Annotated in this window: 20 protein-coding genes; 10 read left to right on the forward strand and 10 right to left on the reverse strand. The window is 53.2% G+C overall.

The window, feature by feature from the left end; translation table 11 throughout:
• Position 1: 1 nt before the first annotated feature.
• On the forward strand, positions 2–1000 hold the full coding sequence (locus ABD035_RS08805) for a type IV pilus twitching motility protein PilT (protein WP_343869439.1): 999 nt from the start codon (positions 2–4) through the stop codon (positions 998–1000).
• Between the two features lie 51 nt (positions 1001–1051).
• On the opposite strand, the gene ABD035_RS08810 is transcribed toward ABD035_RS08805, so the two are convergent.
• The 8 genes from ABD035_RS08810 to metK form a co-directional block, all read right to left on the reverse strand.
• Entirely contained in the window at positions 1052–1435 is a 384-nt protein-coding gene (locus tag ABD035_RS08810) for a protease inhibitor I42 family protein (RefSeq protein WP_343869442.1), read from the reverse strand.
• A gap of 122 nt (positions 1436–1557) precedes the next feature.
• On the reverse strand, positions 1558–1980 hold the full coding sequence (gene ruvX, locus ABD035_RS08815) for a Holliday junction resolvase RuvX (RefSeq protein ID WP_212715041.1): 423 nt from the start codon (positions 1978–1980) through the stop codon (positions 1558–1560).
• A complete protein-coding gene (locus tag ABD035_RS08820) occupies positions 1980–2543 on the reverse strand; it encodes a YqgE/AlgH family protein (protein ID WP_343869446.1) in 564 nt (187 codons plus the stop codon). Before ABD035_RS08820 ends, ruvX begins: the two co-directional genes overlap by 1 nt.
• Before the next feature lie 70 nt (positions 2544–2613).
• The gene (gene gshB, locus ABD035_RS08825; protein ID WP_212715039.1) at positions 2614–3561 is read right to left on the reverse strand and encodes a glutathione synthase; all 948 of its coding nucleotides are present in this window, start codon (positions 3559–3561) and stop codon (positions 2614–2616) included.
• A gap of 101 nt (positions 3562–3662) precedes the next feature.
• Positions 3663–4394, reverse strand: a complete 732-nt coding sequence (rsmE, locus tag ABD035_RS08830) for a 16S rRNA (uracil(1498)-N(3))-methyltransferase (RefSeq protein WP_212715038.1) — start codon at positions 4392–4394, stop codon at positions 3663–3665.
• 189 nt (positions 4395–4583) lie between these two features.
• Positions 4584–5081, reverse strand: a complete 498-nt coding sequence (locus ABD035_RS08835) for a SprT family zinc-dependent metalloprotease (protein WP_343869449.1) — start codon at positions 5079–5081, stop codon at positions 4584–4586.
• 102 nt (positions 5082–5183) lie between these two features.
• Complete coding sequence (locus ABD035_RS08840) at positions 5184–6581, reverse strand: sugar porter family MFS transporter (protein ID WP_343869451.1); 1398 nt, start codon at positions 6579–6581, stop codon at positions 5184–5186.
• A 438-nt stretch (positions 6582–7019) separates the two neighbouring features.
• Positions 7020–8171, reverse strand: a complete 1152-nt coding sequence (gene metK / locus ABD035_RS08845; RefSeq protein ID WP_025902738.1) for a methionine adenosyltransferase — start codon at positions 8169–8171, stop codon at positions 7020–7022.
• Positions 8172–8783: 612 nt separating this feature from the next.
• On the opposite strand from metK, the gene ABD035_RS08850 reads away from it, so the two are divergent.
• The 8 genes from ABD035_RS08850 to fbaA all read left to right on the forward strand — a co-directional run bounded on the left by ABD035_RS08850 (position 8784) and on the right by fbaA (position 18641).
• Entirely contained in the window at positions 8784–9005 is a 222-nt protein-coding gene (locus ABD035_RS08850; protein ID WP_343869456.1) for a hypothetical protein, read from the forward strand.
• On the forward strand, positions 8998–10974 hold the full coding sequence (gene speA / locus ABD035_RS08855; protein WP_212715035.1) for a biosynthetic arginine decarboxylase: 1977 nt from the start codon (positions 8998–9000) through the stop codon (positions 10972–10974). Before ABD035_RS08850 ends, speA begins: the two co-directional genes overlap by 8 nt.
• A gap of 196 nt (positions 10975–11170) precedes the next feature.
• Entirely contained in the window at positions 11171–12091 is a 921-nt protein-coding gene (gene speB / locus ABD035_RS08860) for an agmatinase (protein WP_343869458.1), read from the forward strand.
• Between the two features lie 63 nt (positions 12092–12154).
• Complete coding sequence (locus ABD035_RS08865) at positions 12155–12562, forward strand: YidB family protein (protein WP_212715033.1); 408 nt, start codon at positions 12155–12157, stop codon at positions 12560–12562.
• Between the two features lie 360 nt (positions 12563–12922).
• Positions 12923–14914: a transketolase gene (gene tkt, locus ABD035_RS08870; protein ID WP_343869461.1), complete on the forward strand. Its 1992-nt coding sequence runs from the start codon at positions 12923–12925 to the stop codon at positions 14912–14914.
• Positions 14915–15236: 322 nt separating this feature from the next.
• Positions 15237–16256, forward strand: a complete 1020-nt coding sequence (gene epd / locus ABD035_RS08875; protein ID WP_212715061.1) for an erythrose-4-phosphate dehydrogenase — start codon at positions 15237–15239, stop codon at positions 16254–16256.
• Between the two features lie 49 nt (positions 16257–16305).
• Positions 16306–17469, forward strand: coding sequence for a phosphoglycerate kinase (gene pgk / locus ABD035_RS08880; RefSeq protein WP_212715031.1), 1164 nt, complete (start codon positions 16306–16308; stop codon positions 17467–17469).
• Positions 17470–17561: 92 nt separating this feature from the next.
• Positions 17562–18641, forward strand: coding sequence for a class II fructose-bisphosphate aldolase (fbaA, locus tag ABD035_RS08885; RefSeq protein WP_212715030.1), 1080 nt, complete (start codon positions 17562–17564; stop codon positions 18639–18641).
• A gap of 870 nt (positions 18642–19511) precedes the next feature.
• Here fbaA and serA read toward each other — a convergent pair.
• Together serA and rpiA are read right to left on the reverse strand one after the other, a co-directional pair.
• Positions 19512–20750 (reverse strand): phosphoglycerate dehydrogenase, encoded by a 1239-nt coding sequence (gene serA / locus ABD035_RS08890; protein WP_212715119.1) that lies wholly within the window; start codon positions 20748–20750, stop codon positions 19512–19514.
• 236 nt (positions 20751–20986) lie between these two features.
• The gene (rpiA, locus tag ABD035_RS08895; protein WP_212715120.1) at positions 20987–21652 is read right to left on the reverse strand and encodes a ribose-5-phosphate isomerase RpiA; all 666 of its coding nucleotides are present in this window, start codon (positions 21650–21652) and stop codon (positions 20987–20989) included.
• A gap of 188 nt (positions 21653–21840) precedes the next feature.
• Between rpiA and ABD035_RS08900 the strand changes: the two genes are divergently transcribed.
• A complete protein-coding gene (locus ABD035_RS08900) occupies positions 21841–22767 on the forward strand; it encodes a LysR family transcriptional regulator ArgP (protein WP_212715121.1) in 927 nt (308 codons plus the stop codon).
• The last annotated feature ends 5 nt before the right edge of the window (positions 22768–22772 follow it).

Below are 22772 nucleotides of genomic sequence, written 5' to 3' on the forward strand. Positions count from 1 at the left end.
TATGGAGTTGGATGAAATCGTAGCCCTTAGTGTAAAGCATAATGCCTCCGATCTGCATCTCTGCTGTGGACATTTCCCCTGGTGGCGATGCCACGGACAATTAAAAGCCATCAATCACGTGGCCCCGGTGACCGGGCAACAGCTCAGCGGGTTCTGTGAACGCTGGCTGGGACGCCTGCAACAGCAACAGCTTTCCCGGCACGGTCACTGTGATCTGGCGATAACAACAGCAGACGGGACGCGGCTGCGGGCCTCACTGTTCCGGCAACAGTGCGGATTATCACTGTCACTGCGTATTCTGCGTGCTGAGGTGCCGGATATGCAGACCCTGGGGCTCCCCGCCATCAGTTACCGGTTACTGGAAAGACACGCTGGCCTGCTGCTGGTAACCGGTGCGACAGGCTGCGGAAAATCGACATCGCTGGCGGCCATGATCCGCCAGGTCAATACCTGTGCGGCGCGGCATATTATCACGCTGGAAGACCCGGTCGAATATCTTCACCACAGCCATCATTCACTGATTCAGCAACGGGAGGCCGGTATTCATTTTTCGACCTTTGGTGAAGGGCTGACGGCAGCGTTACGGCAGGATCCGGATATCATTATGCTGGGGGAATTACGTGACAGCCGGACCTTGCGGCTGGCGCTGACGGCAGCAGAAACCGGCCATCTGGTGCTGGCGACACTCCATACGGCGAATGCGGCACAATCGGTGGAAAGACTTCTGGAGAGTGCCCCCGTCGGGGATCAGGCCCTGGTCAGAACCCAGCTGGCACAGAGCCTTGCGGCCGTGATCAGTCAGCGGCTGATCAGTCCGGGGGGCCCGGGAACAGAGCTGCGGGCGGTTTTTGAGGTGCTGGTAAATACACCGGCGGTCGCTAATGTGATCCGTGAGGGGAAAACGCACCAGTTGCCGGGCCTGATAGAGACCGGTATTCAGTCGGGGATGCAAAGCTTCTCACAAGCCCTGCGGCAGAACCCTCCTCAGCCATCATCCTGACCGGCCGGCAGTGACCTTATCCGGGGTACGGATCATCGCGGAGGAGGAGGATCACTTTTTCGCCGGAGCGGGGCTGATTTCCACCCGGAGACTCTTTTCCTGCCAGCTGGCTTTATCAAACGTGCGGCCGTAGATCAGTTTCAGCGTGGAAATGCCGGGCTTTTCTGCCAGCAGATAAAAAGTCTGCTCTCCGCCACATCCGACCATTTTCGGTTTACATTTAGCCGACGGCTGATAGCCCCCCGGGATCAGCAATAAACCCTGCGGCAATTCGCTGACCATCCATTGGTAGCCGGTGGAGGGACTGACATCCAGCGTCAGGGCAACCTGTGTGCCGGTAACACCCTGCAGGCTGGCCGGAAATGGCGCTGCCACGGCAGATAATGCAAAACAACTCAGCGCACTGCACAGCAGGCCTCTGATACTCTGTTTCATCGGTGAATCTCCGTTTATGCTGAAATGGAGTTCAATACTAGCGTAAATGACCACGTAGCCGCATAAAATAGTGAAATTTACTGCTGTAATCGCTGCTGTTTTTGATCAGAACGGGATCATGATCAGGATGGGTGGTGATCGAACCAGCTTTCCAGGATGATCACAGCGGAGCCTGAATCCACATTCCCCTTACTCAGCGCTTTATAGCCGCCATGTTCAAACAGATCTGCACGGGCTTCCACCGTACTTAACCGTTCGTCCTGCAATTCCACCGCAATACCGAAGCGGCCATGCAGCCGGTTGGCAAATTTACGGGCACGGGCGGTCAAGGGCTGTTCAGTCCCGTCCATATTCAGTGGCAGGCCAACGACGACTAAATCCGGCTGCCACTCTTTCAGCAGTTTTTCGATCTGCGACCAGTCAGGAATACCGTCCTGCGCTTTAATCGCGGTCAGAGGACGGGCTGTGCCGGTCAGTTGCTGACCGACAGCGATACCGATACTTTTCGTCCCGAAATCGAAACCGAGCAATGTTTTAACCGACATCAGGCATGCCCCGCTTCACTGGCTATCTGGCAAATATCCACACCGAGCAGTCTGGCAGAATTGCGCCAGCGTTCAGAGGCCGGGGTATGGAACAGGATCTCCGGGGTCGCCGGTACGGTCAGCCACGAGTTTTCCAGAATTTCATTTTCCAGTTGCTGCTGTTCCCATGTGCAATAGCCCAGTGCGACAATCACATTTTCAGGCTGCTGTTCGCGGCCCAGAGACTCGAGAACATCTTTTGATGTGGTCAGCACGGTTTCTTCAGAAATCGTAATACTGGAAGAAAAATTGTGCGAAGGGGTATGCAGGATGAACCCGCGATCTTCGGCGACCGGACCGCCATTGTAGACCGGCAAGTCCAGCACTTTACTGCCATGGGTGGCAGCCGGGGTAATCTCTAATTTTTTCAGGATACCTTCAATCGTCAGGTTTTCCATTGGCTTATTAACGATTAAGCCCATAGCGCCTTCATCATTATGCTCACAGATATAGACGACGGAACGTTTAAATAACGTGTCCTGTAGCGAAGGCATCGCGATAAGGAAATGGTGCTCTAAATTCATACGGGCCTGATCAGTTTATTTTTAACAAGTATCCGGCAGCCCTGGCTGCCGGTAAGCGTGTGGCGGTAAATCAGCGTGCCAGACGTTTTTCAATGGCATCCATCAGCATACCGGTGACAGAAATCGGGAACGCGGCCTCAATTTCACGCACACAGGTCGGGCTGGTTACATTAATTTCGGTAAGACGATCACCGATAATATCCAGGCCGACAAAAATCAGCCCTTTCTCTTTCAGGACCGGGGCCACTTTTCGGGCAATCGCCCAGTCGCTTTCACTTAACGGCCGGGCTTCGCCACGTCCCCCGGCGGCCAGGTTGCCACGCGTTTCACCGGATTTCGGGATACGGGCCAGGCAGTAAGGCACCGGCTCACCATCGACCACCAGCACACGCTTATCCCCGTCTTTTATGGCAGGCAAATAGTTCTGAGCCATACAGAAGGTGGTGGCGTTATGCGTGAGCGCCTCACAGATCACTGAAAAGTTAGGATCATCCTGTTTTACCCGGAAAATAGAAGTCCCGCCCATACCATCCAGAGGTTTCATGATGATATCGCCATGTTCCTGCCAGAATTCACGCAGTTTTTCCTGGCTGCGGGTGACCAGCGTATCCGGTGTCAGTTCGGCGAACCAGGCGGTGAACAGTTTTTCGTTGCAATCGCGCAGGCTGCCGGGTTTATTGACCACCAGAGTGCCCAGTTCTTCCGCTCTTTCCAGGATATAAGTGGCATAGATAAATTCGGTATCGAACGGTGGATCCTTACGCATCAGGATCACATCCAGATCCGCCAGCGGGACGTCCTGCTCACTGCCAAACTGATACCAGCCGTCATAGTTCTGCTCCACCGTTAACAGGCGGGTCCGTGCAGAAGCCACGCCACCGCGCAGATGCAGGTCATTCATCTCCATATAATGAATTTCGTAACCCCGGCGCTGTGCTTCCAGCAGCATTGCGAAGCTGGTATCTTTTTTAATATTGATGTCCGCAATAGGGTCCATCACTATGCCAAGCTTAATCATTCTTCTCTCCTCGGAAGGCAGCGGTGACTACCTTATCATTAACGGATATTACCGGTTCAGGCTGCCGGGGGTTTTACCGCAGGTGCCGGGACAGCGTTGTCTTAACCCAGATCGCCAAACCGGACCTGCAGCGCCGTGATCACACTTAAGGCGGCGGTCTCGGTCCGCAGAACACGCGGTCCGAGCAGTATATCGGTAAATCCCTGGTCGGCCGCCATCGCGATTTCATCCGCACTGAGCCCGCCCTCTGGCCCTATCAGCAGACGAACCCGGCTGACCGGCACCGGCAGGGTATTAATACTCTGGCTGGCTCGCGGATGAAGGTTCAGTTTCAGTCCGTCGTCCTGTTCTGCACACCAGTCACTCAGTGACATCACCGGACGGATCTCAGGTAACCGGTTTCTGCCTGACTGTTCGCAGGCAGCAATGGCAATTTTTTGCCACTGCTGGCGCTTTTTCTCCAGACGCTCTGCATCCAGCCGGACACCGCAGCGTTCGGAGATCAACGGAGTAATGCAGTTCACCCCCAGTTCAATCGATTTCTGGATGGTGAACTCCATCTTTTCACCACGGGAAATCACCTGCCCGAGATGCAGAGAAAGCGGAGATTCGCGGTCATCGGTGACACCGTCTGCCAGTTGTACTCTGACTCTTTTCTTATCGGCATGTGTAATGGTGGCGCTGAAGACCTGGTTGCTGCCGTCAAAAATATCCAGTAACTGACCGGAGGTCATCCGCAGTACACGGCCGACATGGTTTGCGGCTTCTTCGCTTAATTCTATTTCGCTATGACTTACTACATGTTCAGGGTGATAGATGCGGGGTACGCGCATGAAAAATCTGCCAGTTCAGGGCTGTCACCGGGCGGACAGCCAGTAATAAAAAATAATAGTCAGTGTCTCTGCCTGTGAAGATAACGTCAACTGCTGTCGGCTATTTTTTAGTGCAACCACAGTTCAGGAAAGACAGCCAGGATTATGCCATAGCCTCCACGGTCACGGGGCAAAAGAGTGACACTTCCGTTATTTCTCCGGGCGCAGATCACTGCCGCAGTGCGTACACCGGTAACGTGTTTCTCCGCGCAGTACCCGGTTATGGCGGCGTACGGTCAGCTGGTGCTGTCGGCAGGGGCAATAATAGGTGAAGGTTTTCTGAAGCGTTGCGGTATTAAACTGATGTGTCCGCCGTGCGCTGACACCCAGCACAGTTTCCATCATCCATTTCCACTCTTTACCATGAGGGGGAACACGGCCGAACTCCTTCCAGACCAGCAGATGGGCCAGTTCATGGGGCACCACATCATCGATAAAAGTCTGCTGGTTTTCCAGCAGCAGTACCGGATTTAAACGGATCTCCCATTGCTGCAGCCAGGCGGTTCCGGCGACCGTTCCGCGTTGCTGATAGAGGACCGCAGGTTCGGTATAGTTTTTCTCAAGCGTGCGGTTGGCGAGCGCCAGATTTTCACGCAAAGAGCGCATTACAGCTTGCTGAAGGGCAATAGGCAGACGGGGAGTTTTCATAGCGGCAGCATAATCGCTGTTCAGGGAGATTACAATCGGCGGGAGGGGGAGAGGAATCCCCACAGGCAATGCAGACGCTGCCTGTGGGGGGAGCTGGACAGATTAGTCTTTCTGACCGATGCTGCGCAGTTTTTTACCCTGCATCAGGTTGCGTTCAATGTGTTCCAGAGAAACATTTTTGGTTTCCGGGATAAGCCACAGTGTCAGCACAATGAAGAACAGGTTCAGTAACGCATAGAGGCCAAAGGTCGGTGCATTACCCAGCGAGTTAAGCAGGGTCAGGAAGGTCGCACCAACAATCATATTGGCAATCCAGTTCGTTGTGGTCGAGACGGTGATCCCGAAATCGCGGCCTTTCAGCGGCTGAATTTCAGAACACAGTACCCAAATCAACGGACCGGCGCTCATGGCGAAACCAATGATAAACATCAGCAGCATAGCAATCGCGAAGTACTGCGCACCGACAGAATGAATACCGAAGTGCAGCATACCTCCAAGGATCCCCATACCGGCAGCCATCACGATAAACCCAAGGATCAGCGTCGGTTTACGACCCCAGCGGTCAACCAGGCCGATGGCAATAAAGGTCGACAGAACGTTAATCAGGCCGACAATCACGGTGCCCCACATCTGTTGATTGGTGTTGGTAAACCCGGCAATTTCAAAGATTTTAGGCGCGTAGTACATGATAACGTTCATACCGGTGAACTGCTGCATTACCTGTAACAGGATGCCCAGATACACCGCCCGGCGGAAGTTGCTGTTAGTTTTAAACAACGCCCAGCCGGTCTGTTTAACTTTCAGACTTTCACGGATCTCATCCAGCTCACGCTTCGCCTGCTCACTGGTATCACGCAGGCGATCCAGCACCCGTTTGGCATCGTGGAAGTTACCTTTGGCCGCCAGCCAGCGCGGGCTGTTTGGCAGGAACATCACACCGACCAGCAGCAACAAGGCAGGGATAGTGATCACACCCAGCATCCAGCGCCATGCCCCACTGTAACTCAGCGCGGTATCGGACAGATAAGCCCCCAGAATACCGATGGTGATCATCAGCTGATACAGTGAAATCATACTTCCCCTGATTTTTTCAGGAGCGATTTCCGACAGATACAGCGGTGCGGTATAAGAGGCAATCCCGACCGCCAGACCCAGCAGTACGCGGGCCGCAATCAGAATTTCCGGGTTCGCAGCAAACGCAGAGCACAATGAACCGGCGACAAATAAAATCGCCCCGGCCATCAGGCTCTTTTTACGACCCAGTTGCGAAGACATCCAGCCGCTGCCGATGGCTCCGATAGCTGCGCCGAACATCATTGAGCTGACAATCCACTCCTGCTGATGAGGAGTGACATTGAAATCTTTCGCAATGAAAGGCAGGGCACCGGCAATAACACCGATATCCAGCCCGAACAATAATCCTGCCAGTGCCGCAAGAAAGCAGACGAAGAAAGTCATCATCTTATTTGACGTTCTGCGTTTGTGTGTGTTGCCAGGCATTTTAGCCTCCGCTGTTAACTATCATCATTTTAGTAATGTTAAAAAAAACTTCCGGATTTGTCAGTGAGCAAGATCACAATGATGTAATCGATTACACAGCATAACCTACTGAAAGCAATATTTAATTCGGAAAACCCACTTTCTGCACCAGGGATGGATTAAACCCGGACAGAAAAAAATTTCCGGATTATAGTCCCGCTGGCGGAACCCAAAGCAAGCTATTTTTCCCGATGAATATCAATTGTTATAGCCTGAAAAATCTGAGATTGATAGTCGCTTTCAAATGTAACCGTTACCACAAAGGATTTTTAACAAATATTTTGCCCGGTTCGATGGATGAGGAGTGACAACAAATCGCACGCAGTGGGGAGGTCAGGGGGAAAAGTGGACGGAAGTCAGAACAGACAGGGCAGAGTTCTGCCCTGTCTGACAGATGAATTACAGACCGGCAGCCTCTCGCAGGGCTTCAGCTTTGTCGGTTTTTTCCCATGGGAAGTGCTCACGGCCAAAGTGACCATAAGCTGCCGTCTCACGGTAAATCGGGTGCAGCAGATCCAGCATCTGAATCAGACCGTATGGACGCAGATCGAAGAACTCACGCACCAGCAGGGTCAGTTGTTCGGTAGGGACTTTGCCGGTACCAAAGGTTTCAACCATGATGGAGGTCGGCTCAGCGACGCCGATAGCGTAAGACACCTGAATTTCACAACGGTCAGCCAGGCCGGCAGCGACGATATTTTTCGCCACATAGCGTGCAGCATAGGCCGCAGAACGGTCAACTTTTGACGGATCTTTACCTGAAAACGCACCGCCACCGTGACGAGCCATACCGCCGTAAGTATCAACGATAATTTTACGACCGGTTAAACCACAGTCACCCATCGGGCCGCCGATAACAAAACGACCGGTCGGGTTGATAAAATATTTGGTCGCGCTGGTCAGCCACTCTTCCGGCAGTACAGGCTTGATGATGGTTTCCATCACCGCTTCCTGCAGCTCTTTCTGGCCAATGTCTTCAGCGTGCTGAGTGGACAGCACCACGGCATCGATACCGACAATTTTACCGTCGTCGTACTGGAAGGTTACCTGGCTTTTTGCATCCGGGCGTAACCATGGCAGCGTGCCATCTTTACGGACTTCGGACTGACGCTGTACCAGACGGTGTGCGTAGGTCACCGGGGCTGGCATCAGTACATCGGTTTCGTTGGTGGCATAACCGAACATCAGGCCCTGGTCACCGGCACCCTGTTCCAGAGGATCGGCACGGTCAACCCCCTGGTTGATATCCGGAGATTGTTTACCAATTGCACTCAGTACTGCACAGGAGTTCGCATCAAAACCCATATCGGAATGAACATAACCGATATCACGGACGGTCTGACGGGTGATATCTTCGATATCGACCCATGCACTGGTCGTCACTTCACCACCGACCAGCACCATGCCTGTTTTGACATAGGTTTCGCAGGCTACGCGTGCTTTAGGATCTTGTTCAAGGATGGCATCCAGCACTGCATCAGAGATCTGATCAGCAATTTTATCGGGATGCCCTTCTGATACGGACTCGGATGTAAATAAGTGTTTTGCCATTTGTTCTTTACCTTACTCTATGGTTTCAATTCTACAGCATAGCGAACATCAGCAGTGCTCAGTTTCGCTTCTTAAGACAAAGCCGTGAGCGGTACAGGGTGTGCCTTACGGCACAGGCTGGTGTGACACTGCCTGGTGACTAACTAATGAGTGCAGATGGAGATTTATTAGACGGAAAACCATCCGGACGTCTATTTTAGGTCACACCTCCGTGTAAATTCCAGCCCTTTTTTATTATTAAGGCGTTACGGCGTGTAAACTTATGCGGACAGCCTGCTGATTTTGGGATAATTTCTTTGCTTTTTCGGGCGGCGGGCGGTATAAACAGCGGCTGCTGTTCCCCCGGGAATACCACACTGCGGTGGCGCGTCCCTGACGTGGCATTTGTGTCAGGAATACTGCTTTCTGACCTTCACCCTCTGACCGTTTTCCGTATGCAGACAGCATATGTGGAGGTGACAAGACTAATGAACCGGACCTGTACATTTTTTGATGGTTCTTCGCTCTGTTCTGATGCGCTGAGTTCTCACTCAGTTTTTTCCGCGAGTCATACACTTACCTCCACACTGTCCCGACGAAGTGATTCTTTTTACCCGGTTAATACGGATCCCTGTGCCGTCTGAAGGCTGCCTGCAGGGGGATTCTGCTATCTGCCTTGCCGGGGGTGTCCCTGGCGGCATCACTCAGGCCGGTAATCCTATTAATGCCATCGTTCATCCTGACTCTGTGCTATACCTGAGGGATGAAATTGCCAATCCGATCAGGGGACGTTTCTCCATGCGGGAAATCAGCCGTTTCACTTTTCTATCTAAAATAGAGGTTCGCAATGTCTGACGACATGAAGACTATTAAGGGTTCGTCAGCAGGCGAACATGGGGAATTGCGCTCAATGCAGGAAGTCGCAATCAATAATTCTGAAGCCAGCCGGATGTTAAAAACCTATAACATCGCCTGGTGGGGCAATAACTATTATGACGTCAATGAACTGGGTCATATCAGTGTGTGTCCGAATCCGGAAAAACCGGAAGTCAGGGTAGATCTGGCGAAGCTGGTCAAAGAGCGTGAAGCTCAGGGGCAGCGTCTGCCGGCGCTGTTCTGTTTCCCGCAGATCCTGCAACACCGCCTGCGCTCCATCAACGAAGCCTTCCGTCGCGCCCGTGAATCGTTTGGCTACCGGGGGGATTATTTCCTCGTGTATCCCATCAAGGTCAATCAGCATAAGCGCGTTATTGAGTCGCTGATCAATTCCGGTGAACCGCTGGGGCTGGAAGCCGGCTCTAAAGCCGAGCTGATGGCGGTACTGGCGCATGCGGGTCAGACACGCTCGGTGATTGTCTGTAACGGCTATAAAGACCGCGAATACATTCGTCTGGCGTTAATCGGCGAAAAGCTGGGCCATAAAGTGTACCTGGTTATTGAAAAAATGACCGAAGTCCGCCTGGTGCTGGAAGAGGCCGAGCGCCTGAACGTCACGCCGCGCCTGGGGATCCGTGCGCGTCTGGCCTCTCAGGGGTCGGGCAAATGGCAGTCCAGTGGCGGCGAGAAATCGAAGTTTGGTCTGTCGGCGACTCAGGTGCTGCAGCTGGTGGACATCATGCGTAATGCCGGCCGGCTGGACAGCCTGCAACTGCTGCATTTCCATCTTGGCTCACAGATGGCAAACATCCGTGATATTTCTACCGGGGTGCGTGAGTCGGCACGCTTCTATGTTGAACTGGCGAAACTGGGCGTGAATATCAAGTGCTTCGATGTCGGCGGAGGTCTGGGGGTCGATTACGAAGGCACCCGTTCCCAGTCAGATTGTTCGGTGAACTATGGCCTGAATGAATACGCCAATAATGTTATCTGGGCGATCGGTGATGCCTGCGACGAACATGGGCTGGAGCATCCGACCGTGATCACGGAATCAGGGCGTGCGGTAACCGCACACCATACGGTTCTGGTGTCTAATATCATCGGTGTGGAGCGTAATGAATTTACGACCCCTCAGGCCCCGGCGGAAGACTCACCTCGTCCGATTATCAGCCTGTGGGAAACCTGGCAGGAGATGCATGAACCGAATGTTCGCCGCTCCCTGCGTGAATGGTTGCATGACAGTCAGATGGACCTGTCTGATATCCACACCGGATATTCGGCCGGCACCTACAGCCTGACCCAGCGAGCCTGGGCTGAGCAGTTGTACCTGAGCATCTGCCATTATACCCGCCAGCATCTGGACCCTAGCAACCGTGCACATCGTCCGATCATTGACGAGTTACAGGAGCGGATGGCAGATAAGATCTACGTCAACTTCTCATTGTTCCAGTCCATGCCGGATGCCTGGGGCATCGACCAGTTGTTCCCGGTACTGCCGCTGGAAGGGCTGAACAAGTCGCCGGAGCGTCGTGCCGTCCTGCTGGATATTACCTGTGACTCCGATGGCACCATCGATCACTACGTCGACGGTGACGGTATTGCTACCACCATGCCTATGCCGGAATATGATCCGGAAAATCCGCCGATGCTGGGCTTCTTTATGGTCGGTGCATATCAGGAAATTCTGGGCAATATGCATAACCTGTTCGGTGATACTGAAGCGGTTAACGTATATGCCTTCGATGATGGCTCGGTGGATGTGGAATTGTCCGATACGGGCGATACCGTGGCTGACATGCTGGAATACGTACAGCTGAATCCGCGTGAATTGCTGGAACTGTTCCAGAAACAGGTGAAAGCCAGCGACATCGAAGAAGAATTGCGTGACCAGTTCCTGTCGGAATTTGAAAGCGGTCTCTACGGGTACACCTACCTGGAAGACGAGTAATAGCGTCTGCCCTGTCTGACGATTATCAGTACGCACGGATAATCATTGCAGAGGGGGCAACGAACTATCATAATCCGCAAATACTCTTGTGCGTCGGGTTTAACGACACACAAGGGTTTTTTTTCGTCTATACCTGAACGGATAGCTGACTGTCTGATGCCGGTGATCCGTTCACCGGAATGAAAGAGGAAAAGATATGTACCATACCCTGGGTAATCAGTATGACAACTCCCTGGTGTCCAATGCCTTTGGCTTTATGCGCTTCCCGCTGAATTTTCAGCCCTATGACAGCGATGCCGAGTGGGTGATCACGGGGGTTCCTTTCGATGCGGCGACGTCCGGCCGTCCCGGCAGCCGTTTAGGTCCCGGCGCCATTCGTCAGATATCGACCAACCTGGCCTGGGAAGGGTGCCGCTGGCCGTGGGATTTCGATCTGCGTGAGCGTCTGAACGTCGTCGATTGCGGTGACCTGGTCTATGCCTTTGGTGATTCCCGGGACATGTCGACCCGGTTGCAGGAGCACGCCGAAAAGTTACTGGCTAACGGTAAACGTATGCTGACCTTCGGTGGCGACCACTATATCTCTCTGCCACTGCTGCGCGCCCATGCGAAGCATTTCGGTAAGATGGCCCTGGTCCATTTTGATGCGCATACCGATACCTATTCCAACGGCCCGACATTCGATCACGGGACCATGTTCTACCACGCCCCGAATGAAGGACTGATTGACCCGGATCACTCGGTACAGATTGGTATCCGTACCGAATATGACAAAAACCTGGGCTTCAATGTGCTGGATGCGGCCTGGGTCAATGATCAGTCGGTGGAAGCCATTCTGGCCGAAATCAAAAAAACCGTCGGTGATCTGCCGGTATATCTGACCTTTGATATCGATTGTCTGGACCCGGCACACGCACCGGGCACCGGGACGCCGGTGATTGGCGGGCTGACGTCCGACAAGGCGACGAAATTAATTCGCGGACTTCAGGGCATGAATATCGTCGGTATGGACCTGGTGGAAGTTGCGCCCGGGTATGATCATGCTGACCTGACGTCACTGGCCGCGGCTACGCTGGCATTAGATATGTTACATGTTCAGGCCGCTAACAAAGCGTAATCACTTGTATCGGAGACCGTATCAGGGGTAAGTTACCGGATACGGTTTTAACAGGAGAATATCATGGGTTTACTGGATGATCTGGTCGGTTCACTGACCGGCGGGCAGCAAAATAATCTGGGACAGTTACAGGCTGTCTGGAACTGGGTTCAGGAGCAGGGCGGTGTGGAAGTTCTGATCCAGAAATTTCAGCAGGGCGGATTGGGCGAAATCCTCTCCAGCTGGCTGAGCAATGGCGCGAATCAGTCTGTCAGCAGTGATGACATTAAGTCAGCACTCAGCAGCCAGGACTTAGAGTCTCTGGCCGGCAAGCTGGGGACCGACGTTGACGGTGCCTCCGGTGTTCTGTCGAAAATTCTGCCGGAACTGATGGATAAAATTTCTCCGCAGGGAGAAGTTCATCCGGAAGCCACAGGCACTAACAGTTCGCCGGATCTGGGCTCTCTGGTCGCCAGCATCTTCAAAAGCTGATCTCTGACACGCGCTCAGGACTGCCGGCAGAACGTCAGGTTCTGCCGGTAAATCAGCCTTTCTGTATAAAAAGCACCCGCCGGGATTCCCTCTGAAAAACTATGCTCCCGGGCCGGTAAAACTGTCTTCCCTCACCGGGGGGCAGCATAATCTTTTGTGATCTCCGCTTCCGGTAAACACTCTGAGGGTTTATCCCTGCCTGCCAGCCTTCCGGGTCGCACAATTCGCCCGCCATAGCATATACTTTTGCCCCGCTTTTCATGTACATTGAAGGACGACTGTTTTTCCGCCTTGCCTGTTAATTGTTGATTTTCAATGCATTGGTAAAGGGAAGGCCATTATCCGATCTGGAGTTTAAGCATGCCCTCTCATAAAGAACTCGCGAATGCTATTCGTGCCCTCAGTATGGATGCCGTACAAAAAGCCAAATCCGGTCACCCGGGCGCCCCGATGGGCATGGCTGATATTGCCGAAGTGTTATGGCGTGATTTCCTGAATCATAACCCGCAGAACCCGTCCTGGGCCGATCGTGACCGCTTTGTGCTGTCTAACGGCCACGGTTCGATGCTGATTTACAGCCTGCTGCACCTCACCGGATATGATCTGCCGATTCAGGAGCTGGAAAACTTCCGCCAGCTGCACTCCCGTACCCCGGGTCACCCGGAATACGGCTACACCCCGGGCGTGGAAACCACCACCGGTCCGCTGGGTCAGGGCATTGCCAATGCCGTCGGTTTTGCCATTGCTGAGCGTACGCTGGCTGCCCAGTTTAACCGTCCGGGCCACGATATCGTCGACCACTACACCTACGCGTTTATGGGTGATGGCTGCATGATGGAAGGGATCTCTCACGAAGCCTGTTCACTGGCCGGTACCCTGAAACTGGGTAAACTGATCGCTTTCTATGACGACAACGGGATCTCCATCGATGGTCATACCGATGGCTGGTTTACCGACGATACCGGTATGCGTTTCGAAGCCTATAACTGGCATGTGATCCGCGGTATCGACGGTCACGACCATGACGCTATCCGCCGCGCGGTGGAAGAAGCACGCAGTGTGACCGACAAACCGTCATTGCTGATTTGCAAAACGGTCATCGGTTTCGGTTCGCCGAACAAAGCCGGCACCCACGATTCTCACGGCGCCCCGCTGGGTGACGAGGAAATCGCACTGACCCGTAAACAGCTGGGCTGGAACTACGCACCGTTTGAAATCCCTGACGATATTTATGCGGCCTGGGATGCCAAAAACGCCGGTACTGAGAAAGAGCAGGCGTGGGATAAGAAATTTGCTGCTTATCAGCAGGCTTTCCCGGCGCTGGCTGAGGAATTCATCCGTCGTACCACGGATAAACTGCCGGAAAACTGGCAGGAAGAGTCACAGAAATACATCGAACAGCTGCAGGCAAACCCGGCGAACATCGCCAGCCGTAAAGCCTCACAGAATGCCATTGAAGCGTTCGGTAAACTGCTGCCGGAATATCTGGGCGGTTCAGCCGACCTGGCACCGAGCAACCTGACCATGTGGTCCGGCTCTAAACCGATCAACGAAGATGCCGCCGGTAACTATATCCATTACGGTGTGCGCGAGTTCGGTATGACCGCGGTGGCGAACGGTATCTCCCTGCATGGCGGCTTCCTGCCTTATACCGCAACCTTCCTGATGTTTGTGGAATATGCGCGTAACGCAACCCGTATGGCAGCCCTGATGAAAATCCGTCAGGTGCTGGTCTACACCCATGACTCTATCGGTCTGGGTGAAGACGGCCCGACTCACCAGCCGGTCGAGCAGCTGGCCAGCCTGCGCACCACCCCGAACATGAGTACCTGGCGTCCGTGTGACCAGGTGGAATCTGCGGTGGCATGGAAATACGCTATCGAACGTCAGGACGGCCCGACCGCGCTGATCTTCTCCCGCCAGAACCTGGCGCAGCAGCCACGCAGCGCGGAGCAGCTGGCGAACGTCGCCCGCGGCGGATACGTACTGAAGGATTGTGACGGTCAGCCGGAACTGATCCTGATTGCGACCGGTTCAGAAGTCTCTCTGGCCGTGGCGGCCGCAGAGCAGCTGAGCGGCCAGGGCCGTAAGGTCCGTGTCGTTTCTATGCCGTCAACGGATGCCTTCGATAAGCAGGATGCGGCGTACCGTGAATCGGTACTGCCGGCGGCGGTCACCGCCCGTGTGGCTATCGAGGCAGCTATCGCTGACTTCTGGTACAAATATACCGGCCTGAACGGTGCGATTGTCGGTATGACCAGCTTCGGCGAGTCAGCCCCGGCAGATCTGCTGTTTAAAGAGTTCGGGTTTACCGTAGAGAACGTGGTGGCGAAAGCTAACGCTCTGCTGTAATCCGGTCTTTTGACAGGTTTTAAATGAACAGCATGGCGGGAAACTGCCATGCTTTTTTTTCAGGTCACGGGACGGGAAGGGTGACCGCAGATGTGTTTTTTATGCACAGTTAGCGGTTGAAAATGTGAGTTTGATCGAATAATTAGAATTGCAGTTGATCTCAGTCATTCCCGTGTGGCATAGCATGATTTATTCTCAGCTGAAGCGTTTCAGTTGGGGTTCTGTAACGGCATTAATGTCCGGTCTGCCGTTACGCTAACGGGTTGTGATGACGGCGAACATCGTCTTCCATAACACCCGGCACAAAGAAAATGGTAGTGACATGACCCTGAGAATTGCGATTAATGGTTTTGGACGTATTGGCCGTAGCGTATTGCGCGCACTGTATGAAAGCGGCCGGCATACGGATATTTCAGTCGTGGCCATTAATGAACTGGCCGACAACGAAGGGATTGCCCATCTGCTGAAATATGACACCACTCATGGTCGCTTTGCTTATGAGGTCCGGCTGGAAGAGGATGTGCTTCGGGTAGGGCGGGATCCTATTCGTTTATTACATCAGCCCCGGATAGCGTCTCTCCCCTGGCGGGAACTGGATATTGATATCGTTCTGGATTGTACCGGGCACTATGGCAGCCGTGCGGATGGTGAAGCACACCTGGCTGCCGGCGCTAAAAAAGTGCTGTTTTCACACCCGGGCGGAAACTCTCTGGATGCGACCGTGGTGTATGGTGTGAACCACCATGAACTGAAAGCAAGTGACCGGATAGTCTCAAATGCGTCCTGTACCACAAATTGTATCATCCCGGTGATTAAACTACTGGATGATGCGTTCAGGATTGTGTCGGGTACGGTCACGACTATCCATTCATCGATGCACGATCAGCAGGTTCTGGATGCCTATCATACCGATCTGCGGCGGACCCGGGCAGCCAGTCAGTCGATCATTCCGGTAGATACCAAACTGGCGGCCGGGATCACGCGGATATTCCCTCAGTTTGCGGATCGGTTTGAAGCTATCGCCGTAAGGGTACCGGTGATCAATGTGACGGCCATCGACCTCAGTGTTACCCTGGAAATACCGGTGACGGCGGCCAAAGTTAACGAGATTTTGCAAAACGGAGCACAGGGAATATTTCGTGGTATAGTCGACTATACCGAACTACCCTTAGTTTCTGTTGATTTTAACCACGATCCGCACAGTGCCATCGTCGATGGTACCCAGACACGGGTCAGTGGTCAGCACCTGGTGAAAACCCTGGTATGGTGCGATAACGAATGGGGCTTTGCTAACCGGATGCTGGACACCACCTTAGCAATGTCTGCAGGTAATTTCAGGTAAGGCGTGATAACGCCTGACAAACTTACGAGAATCAATAAGAGGATTCACCATGTCTGTAATTAAAATGACCGATCTGGATCTTGCAGGTAAACGTGTACTGATTCGTGCTGACTTGAACGTGCCGGTAAAAGACGGAAAAGTTACGTCAGATGCCCGTATTCGTGCATCATTACCGACCATCGAATCTGCACTGAAGCAGGGTGCTAAAGTCATGGTGACCTCTCACCTCGGTCGCCCGGTGGAAGGCGAATACAATGAAGAGTTCTCTTTATTGCCGGTAGTGAATTACCTGAAAGATAAACTGAACGGAACCCCGGTCAAGCTGGCAAAAGACTATCTGGACGGTGTCTCCGTGGAAAACGGCCAACTGGTGGTACTGGAAAACGTCCGTTTCAACAAAGGTGAGAAAAAGGATGACGAAGTGCTGGCGAAGAAATATGCCGCACTCTGTGATGTCTTTGTGATGGATGCCTTCGGTACCGCACACCGCGCCCAGGCATCTACCCACGGCGTCGGTAAATTCGCGCCTATCGCCTGTGCCGGCCCGCTGTTATCCGCGGAACTGGAAGCGTTAGGTAAAGCGATGAGCAACCCTGCGCGTCCGATGGTGGCTGTCGTGGGGGGGTCTAAAGTTTCGACGAAGTTTGATGTGCTGCAGTCACTGGTGGGCATTGCTGATACCGTGATTGTCGGCGGGGGTATCGCAAATACCTTCGTTGCTATCGACAACAATGTCGGTAAATCACTGTATGAGCCGGACTTCGTGGAAGCTGCGAAAAAACTGCGTGATCAGCATGGGATCCCGGTACCGACGGACTCCCGCGTAGGTACAGAGTTTTCTGAAACTGCACCGGCAACGGTGAAAAAAGTCACTGACATCCGTGATGATGAAGAGATCATGGACTTCGGCGATGAGACAGCACAGGCTATGGCCGCCATCCTGAAAGGCGCGAAGACTATTCTGTGGAATGGTCCGGTAGGGGTGTTTGAGTTCCCTAACTTCCGTAAAGGGACCGAAATCGTTGCTAATGCCATTGCAGACAGCGATGCATTCTCCGTTGCCGGTGGCGGTGATACGCTGGCGGCCATCGACCTGTTCGGTATCGAAGATAAAATTTCTTATATCTCTACCGGCGGCGGGGCTTTCCTCGAGTTTGTTGAAGGTAAAAAACTACCGGCAGTTGCCATGCTTGAAGAGCGTGCAAAACAGTAATTCTGCAACGGTGTACCCGGCAGGGGCCGGGCGCATCGAGTTTAGCCCGGCTAACGGGCATCCGTTTACGGCCAACGAAACAGGACAATGTTATGTCTAAAATTTTTGATTTCGTAAAACCTGGTGTAGTTACTGGCGAAGATGTTCAGAAAATCTTCCAGGTCGCTAAAGAGAATCATTTTGCACTGCCTGCAGTAAACTGCGTGGGCAGCGACTCCATCAATGCGGTACTGGAAACTGCGGCTAAAGTGAAAGCGCCGGTGATTGTTCAGTTTTCTAACGGCGGTGCTGCCTTTATTGCCGGTAAAGGATATAAGTCTGACAAGCCACAGGCGGCGGCCATCATGGGAGCCATCGCAGGTGCACACCATGTGCATCTGATGGCTGAAGCGTACGGCGTGCCGGTGATCCTGCACACCGACCACTGTGCCAAAAAACTGCTGCCGTGGATTGATGGTCTGCTGGATGCCGGTGAAGCGCATTTCGCCAAAACCGGTAAGCCTCTGTTCTCTTCTCACATGATCGACCTGTCTGAAGAGTCACTGGAAGAAAACATCGAAATCAGCAGCAAATATCTGGCTCGCATGGCAAAAATGGGGATGACCCTGGAAATCGAACTGGGTTGTACCGGCGGTGAAGAAGACGGTGTTGATAACTCTCACCTCGATAACTCAGCCCTGTATACCCAGCCTGAAGATGTTGATTACGCCTACCGTAAACTGAATGAAGTCAGCCCTAATTTCACCATCGCTGCCTCTTTTGGTAACGTACACGGTGTATACAAACCGGGTAACGTTCAGCTGACACCAAAAATTCTGCGTAACTCACAGGATTATGTCAGCGAAAAACATGGTCTGCCGCACAACGCGCTGAACTTTGTTTTCCATGGCGGCTCCGGTTCTTCTGCGGAAGAGATCAAAGAAGCTATCGGCTATGGCGTGATTAAAATGAATATCGATACCGATACCCAATGGGCGACCTGGGACGGTATTCTGCAGTACTACAAAAAGAACGAAGGTTATCTGCAGTCTCAGCTGGGCAACCCTGAGGGTGACGATAAACCGAACAAGAAATTCTATGATCCACGTGCCTGGCTGCGTGCAGCGCAGAGCTCAATGGTGGTTCGCCTGGAACAGGCATTCCATGAGCTGAATGCGATCGATCGTCTGTAACCCTCATTGAGGGAAACAAAGGCCCGCGATGCGGGCCTTTTTTATTGCCGTGGTGTCAGGTTGAGCTGCCTTGCAGCAAGGCGAACGGAAGACTCACCGTCCCGACAAAAATATCAGATATCTATAACCTGCCAGCCTCTCTTTTACTGCAAAAAATACACTCACTTTTCCGCGGATGCCTGCACCACAGGTAGGGCGGCATCGCACCGCTGAGCGAGCGAATATGTCCAGGACGAGGCGCATGGATGCGGCGAGAGGTCATGCTGAGTAGGAGCGAATCATGACCGGTCCGTAAAGGACATATAAGTAAGCGAAGGTACCGCGCAGCGGCGGGCAGGCTTGTCGCCAGGCCCGGAGTGCAGAGGGCGCGGCCATGCGCCCTTTGCCCGGTCGCCCCCGGCGGGGCTAAGGCAGCCTGCCTTAACATAAAGCGAACGGAACACTCACGACCTGATTATAAAAGACCACAGCCGAACGGAATATTCACGGTCTGACCATAAAAACCCACAGCCGAACTCACTAGCCACAGGCCTGAGAAAAAAATCCTCCGGTTTTCACCGGACCCACACCCGGAGACTTACCGCGACATCGCACCGCTGAGCGAGCGAATGTGTCCAGGACGAGCCGCAGGGACGCGGCGAGAGATCATGCTGAGCAGGAGCGAATCATGACCGGTCCGTAAAGGACATATAAGTAAGCGAAGGTACCGCGCAGCGGCGGGCAGGCTTGTCGCAAGGCCCGGAGTGCAGAGGGCGCGGCCATGCGCCCTTTGCCCGGTCCTGTTAATGCCAGTCGACGTCGCGCCCGATACCGGATTACAGCGACAAAAAAGGCGGGTTTCCCCGCCTTTTGGATACTGCATCTGGCATCTTAGTACAGCAGACGGGCACGCAGCGTACCCTGAATACCTTTCATTAGTTGCAGCGCTTTGTCGGCGACATCCTGCGGGGCGTCAATATCGATAACCACATAGCCCATATACGGCGTCGTCTGCAGATACTGCCCCATAATATTGATGCCCTGCTCGGCAAAAATCTGGTTGATTGCGGTCAGTACGCCCGGCCGGTTCTCATGGATATGCAGCAAACGGCTGGCGCTGGCGGCATGGCCTGGCAGGGAAACTTCAGGGAAGTTTACTGCTGACAACGTTGAACCGTTATCAGAGTATTTAATCAGCTTACCGGATACTTCCACGCCAATATTCTCCTGCGCTTCTTCGGTAGAACCACCGATATGCGGCGTCAGGATCACATTATCGAACTCACACAGTGGCGAGACAAAAGGATCACTGTTGCTGGCCGGTTCCTGCGGATAAACGTCGATAGCGGCACCACTCAGATGCTTGCTTGCCAGCGCTTCACACAGCGCCGGAATATCAATGACCGTTCCGCGGGAGGCATTGATCAGCAGGCCGCCTTTTTTCATTGCCGCCAGTTGCTCAGTGCCGATCATATTTTGTGTGTTCGGGGTTTCAGGAACATGCAGAGTAACCACATCACTCATCCCCAGCAGATCATTCAGATGTTTTACCTGCGTCGCATTACCTAATGGCAGCTTATCTTCCACATCGTAGAAGAACACATGCATACCCAGGCTTTCGGCCAGCACACCCAGCTGCATACCGATATGACCGTAACCGATGATCCCCAGCTTTTTGCCACGGGCTTCAAACGAGCCTTTGGCATTCTTGTTCCAGATCCCCCGATGAGCCTTGGCATTGGCTTCAGGAATACCGCGTAACAGCAGCAGCAGTTCACCAATGACCAGCTCAGCCACCGAACGGGTGTTAGAGAATGGCGCATTGAAGACCGGGATACCACGTTTTGCCGCGGCATCCAGATCAACCTGATTAGTCCCGATACAGAAGCAACCGACCGCCACTAATTTTTCTGCGGCCGCAAATACGTCTTCGGTCAGGTGGGTACGGGAGCGGATCCCGACAAAGTGTGCATCGCGAATCGATTCTTTCAGAGATTCGCTATCCAGTGCACCCTTATGAAATTCAATATTGGTATAGCCCGCTGCACGAAGATTATCCAGCGCTGTCTGATGAACACCTTCCACCAGCAGAAACTTAATTTTGTCTTTTTCCAGTGATACCTTTGCCATTGCCCGACCTTATGGTTGACGATATTGAGACGAATATAAGCATTTCTTCTGTCAACATAACAAAATTTCCGCGACGGGCAACAGAAACCCGTTCCCGGTTTCAGTCTGCCCGCACTGCGGTTTCAGCAGATTTCGATAAAAAGAAAACGATTACGTCTGCAGGAAAGAAGAATTTATCAGTTACTTATTTAAATGTGATATAAATCACTAAAATTAACTAAAAAAAAAGACGCCTCTCAGACGCCTTTCTTCAGGGTGATCACACCGCCTTCCGTACCGATCAGCGCTACATCTGCGCCCCTGGCCGCAAATAATCCGACGGTCACTACACCGGGTAATGCATTGATTTTACGCTCAAGCTCAGCCGGATTCACAATGCTGAGGTTGTAAACATCGAGAATGATATTGCCGTTATCTGTCACCACATGCTGCCGGTATTCGGGTAATCCACCCATTTTCACCAGTTCTCTGGCAACATACGCCCTGGCCATCGGGATCACCTCGACCGGTAACGGGAAATGCCCGAGCACATCGACCTGTTTGCTGGCATCGGCAATACAGATGAATTGCTCTGCGACGGCGGCGATAATTTTCTCGCGGGTGAGCGCCGCACCACCGCCCTTGATCATCTGCATTTGCGGATTGATTTCATCTGCACCGTCAACATACACCGAGAGCTGGTCGACATTATTCAGGTCGATGACTGGGATCCCACAGGCCAGTAATTTTGCCGTCGAATCTTCAGAGCTGGAGACGGCTCCTTCGATGTCATGTTTCATAGTGGCTAATGCATCAATAAAGTGAGCAACGGTACTGCCGGTACCCACGCCTACTACCGTTCCGGGACGGACATACTTCAGCGCTGCCTGACCCACTGCTTTTTTTAATTCATCACGGCTCATGATATGTTAAACCTGTACGCACTGTTCGTCAGCGTAGTATAAAGCAAGCAAAAGAAAAAAAACCTACTCTTGCCGGCAAGTTCCTATGTTTTATAAAACCGTCAGCAAATATACGGAGAGACCATCTTAGTGCGCGTCAGTGAACTTAACCGGGGATATCTTTTCCCTGCAACCGGGAGAAAATACCCATGAAACGCCCGGATTACCGAACCCTTCAGGCCCTGGATGCAGTGATACGAGAGCGGGGTTTTGAACGCGCTGCACAAAAGTTATGTATTACTCAGTCCGCTGTTTCACAGCGCATTAAACAGCTGGAGAATCTTTTTGGCCAGCCCCTGCTGGTCCGCACTGTTCCTCCCCGCCCGACCGAACAGGGTCAGAAGTTACTGGCGCTATTGCATCAGGTAGAGATGCTGGAAGAGCAGTGGCTGGCTGATGAGTCCGGTAACAGTACTCCGCTACTGCTGTCTATCGCCGTTAACGCCGACAGTCTGGCGACCTGGTTACTGCCTGCATTGAAAGATGTGCTGGCCGACTCACCGGTTCGGCTAAACCTGCAGGTGGAAGATGAAAGCCGCACCCAGGAGCGACTACGCCGGGGTGAGGTTGTGGGTGCGGTAAGTATCCAGCCGCAGGCATTACCCAGCTGTCTGGTGGATCAGTTAGGTGCCCTGGATTATCTGTTTGTTGCCTCCCCCGAATTTGCCAGCCGTTATTTCCCGAACGGGGTGACACGAAATGCATTACTGAAAGCCCCGGCGGTCGCCTTTGACCACCTGGATGATATGCATCAGGCCTTTCTGCAGCAGTATTTTGATCTGCCTCCGGGCAGTGTACCGTGCCATATCGTTAACTCTTCCGAGGCCTTTGTTCAGCTGGCCAGACAGAGTTCGGTCTGTTGTATGATCCCGCATCTGCAGATTGGCAACGAACTGGCGAAAGGGGAACTGGTCGACCTGACTCCCGGCCTCTACCAGCGCCGGATGCTGTACTGGCACCGGTTTGCGCCGGAGAGTCGTTTAATGCGTCGTGTCACCGATGCCCTGCTGGAACACGGGCACCGGGTTTTACGACAGGGAGAATACCCGTCAGACCCGGGCACGTTCGGCGGCTAATCCCC

This window comes from Tatumella terrea (assembly GCF_039523755.1).
Lineage (GTDB): Bacteria > Pseudomonadota > Gammaproteobacteria > Enterobacterales > Enterobacteriaceae > Tatumella > Tatumella terrea.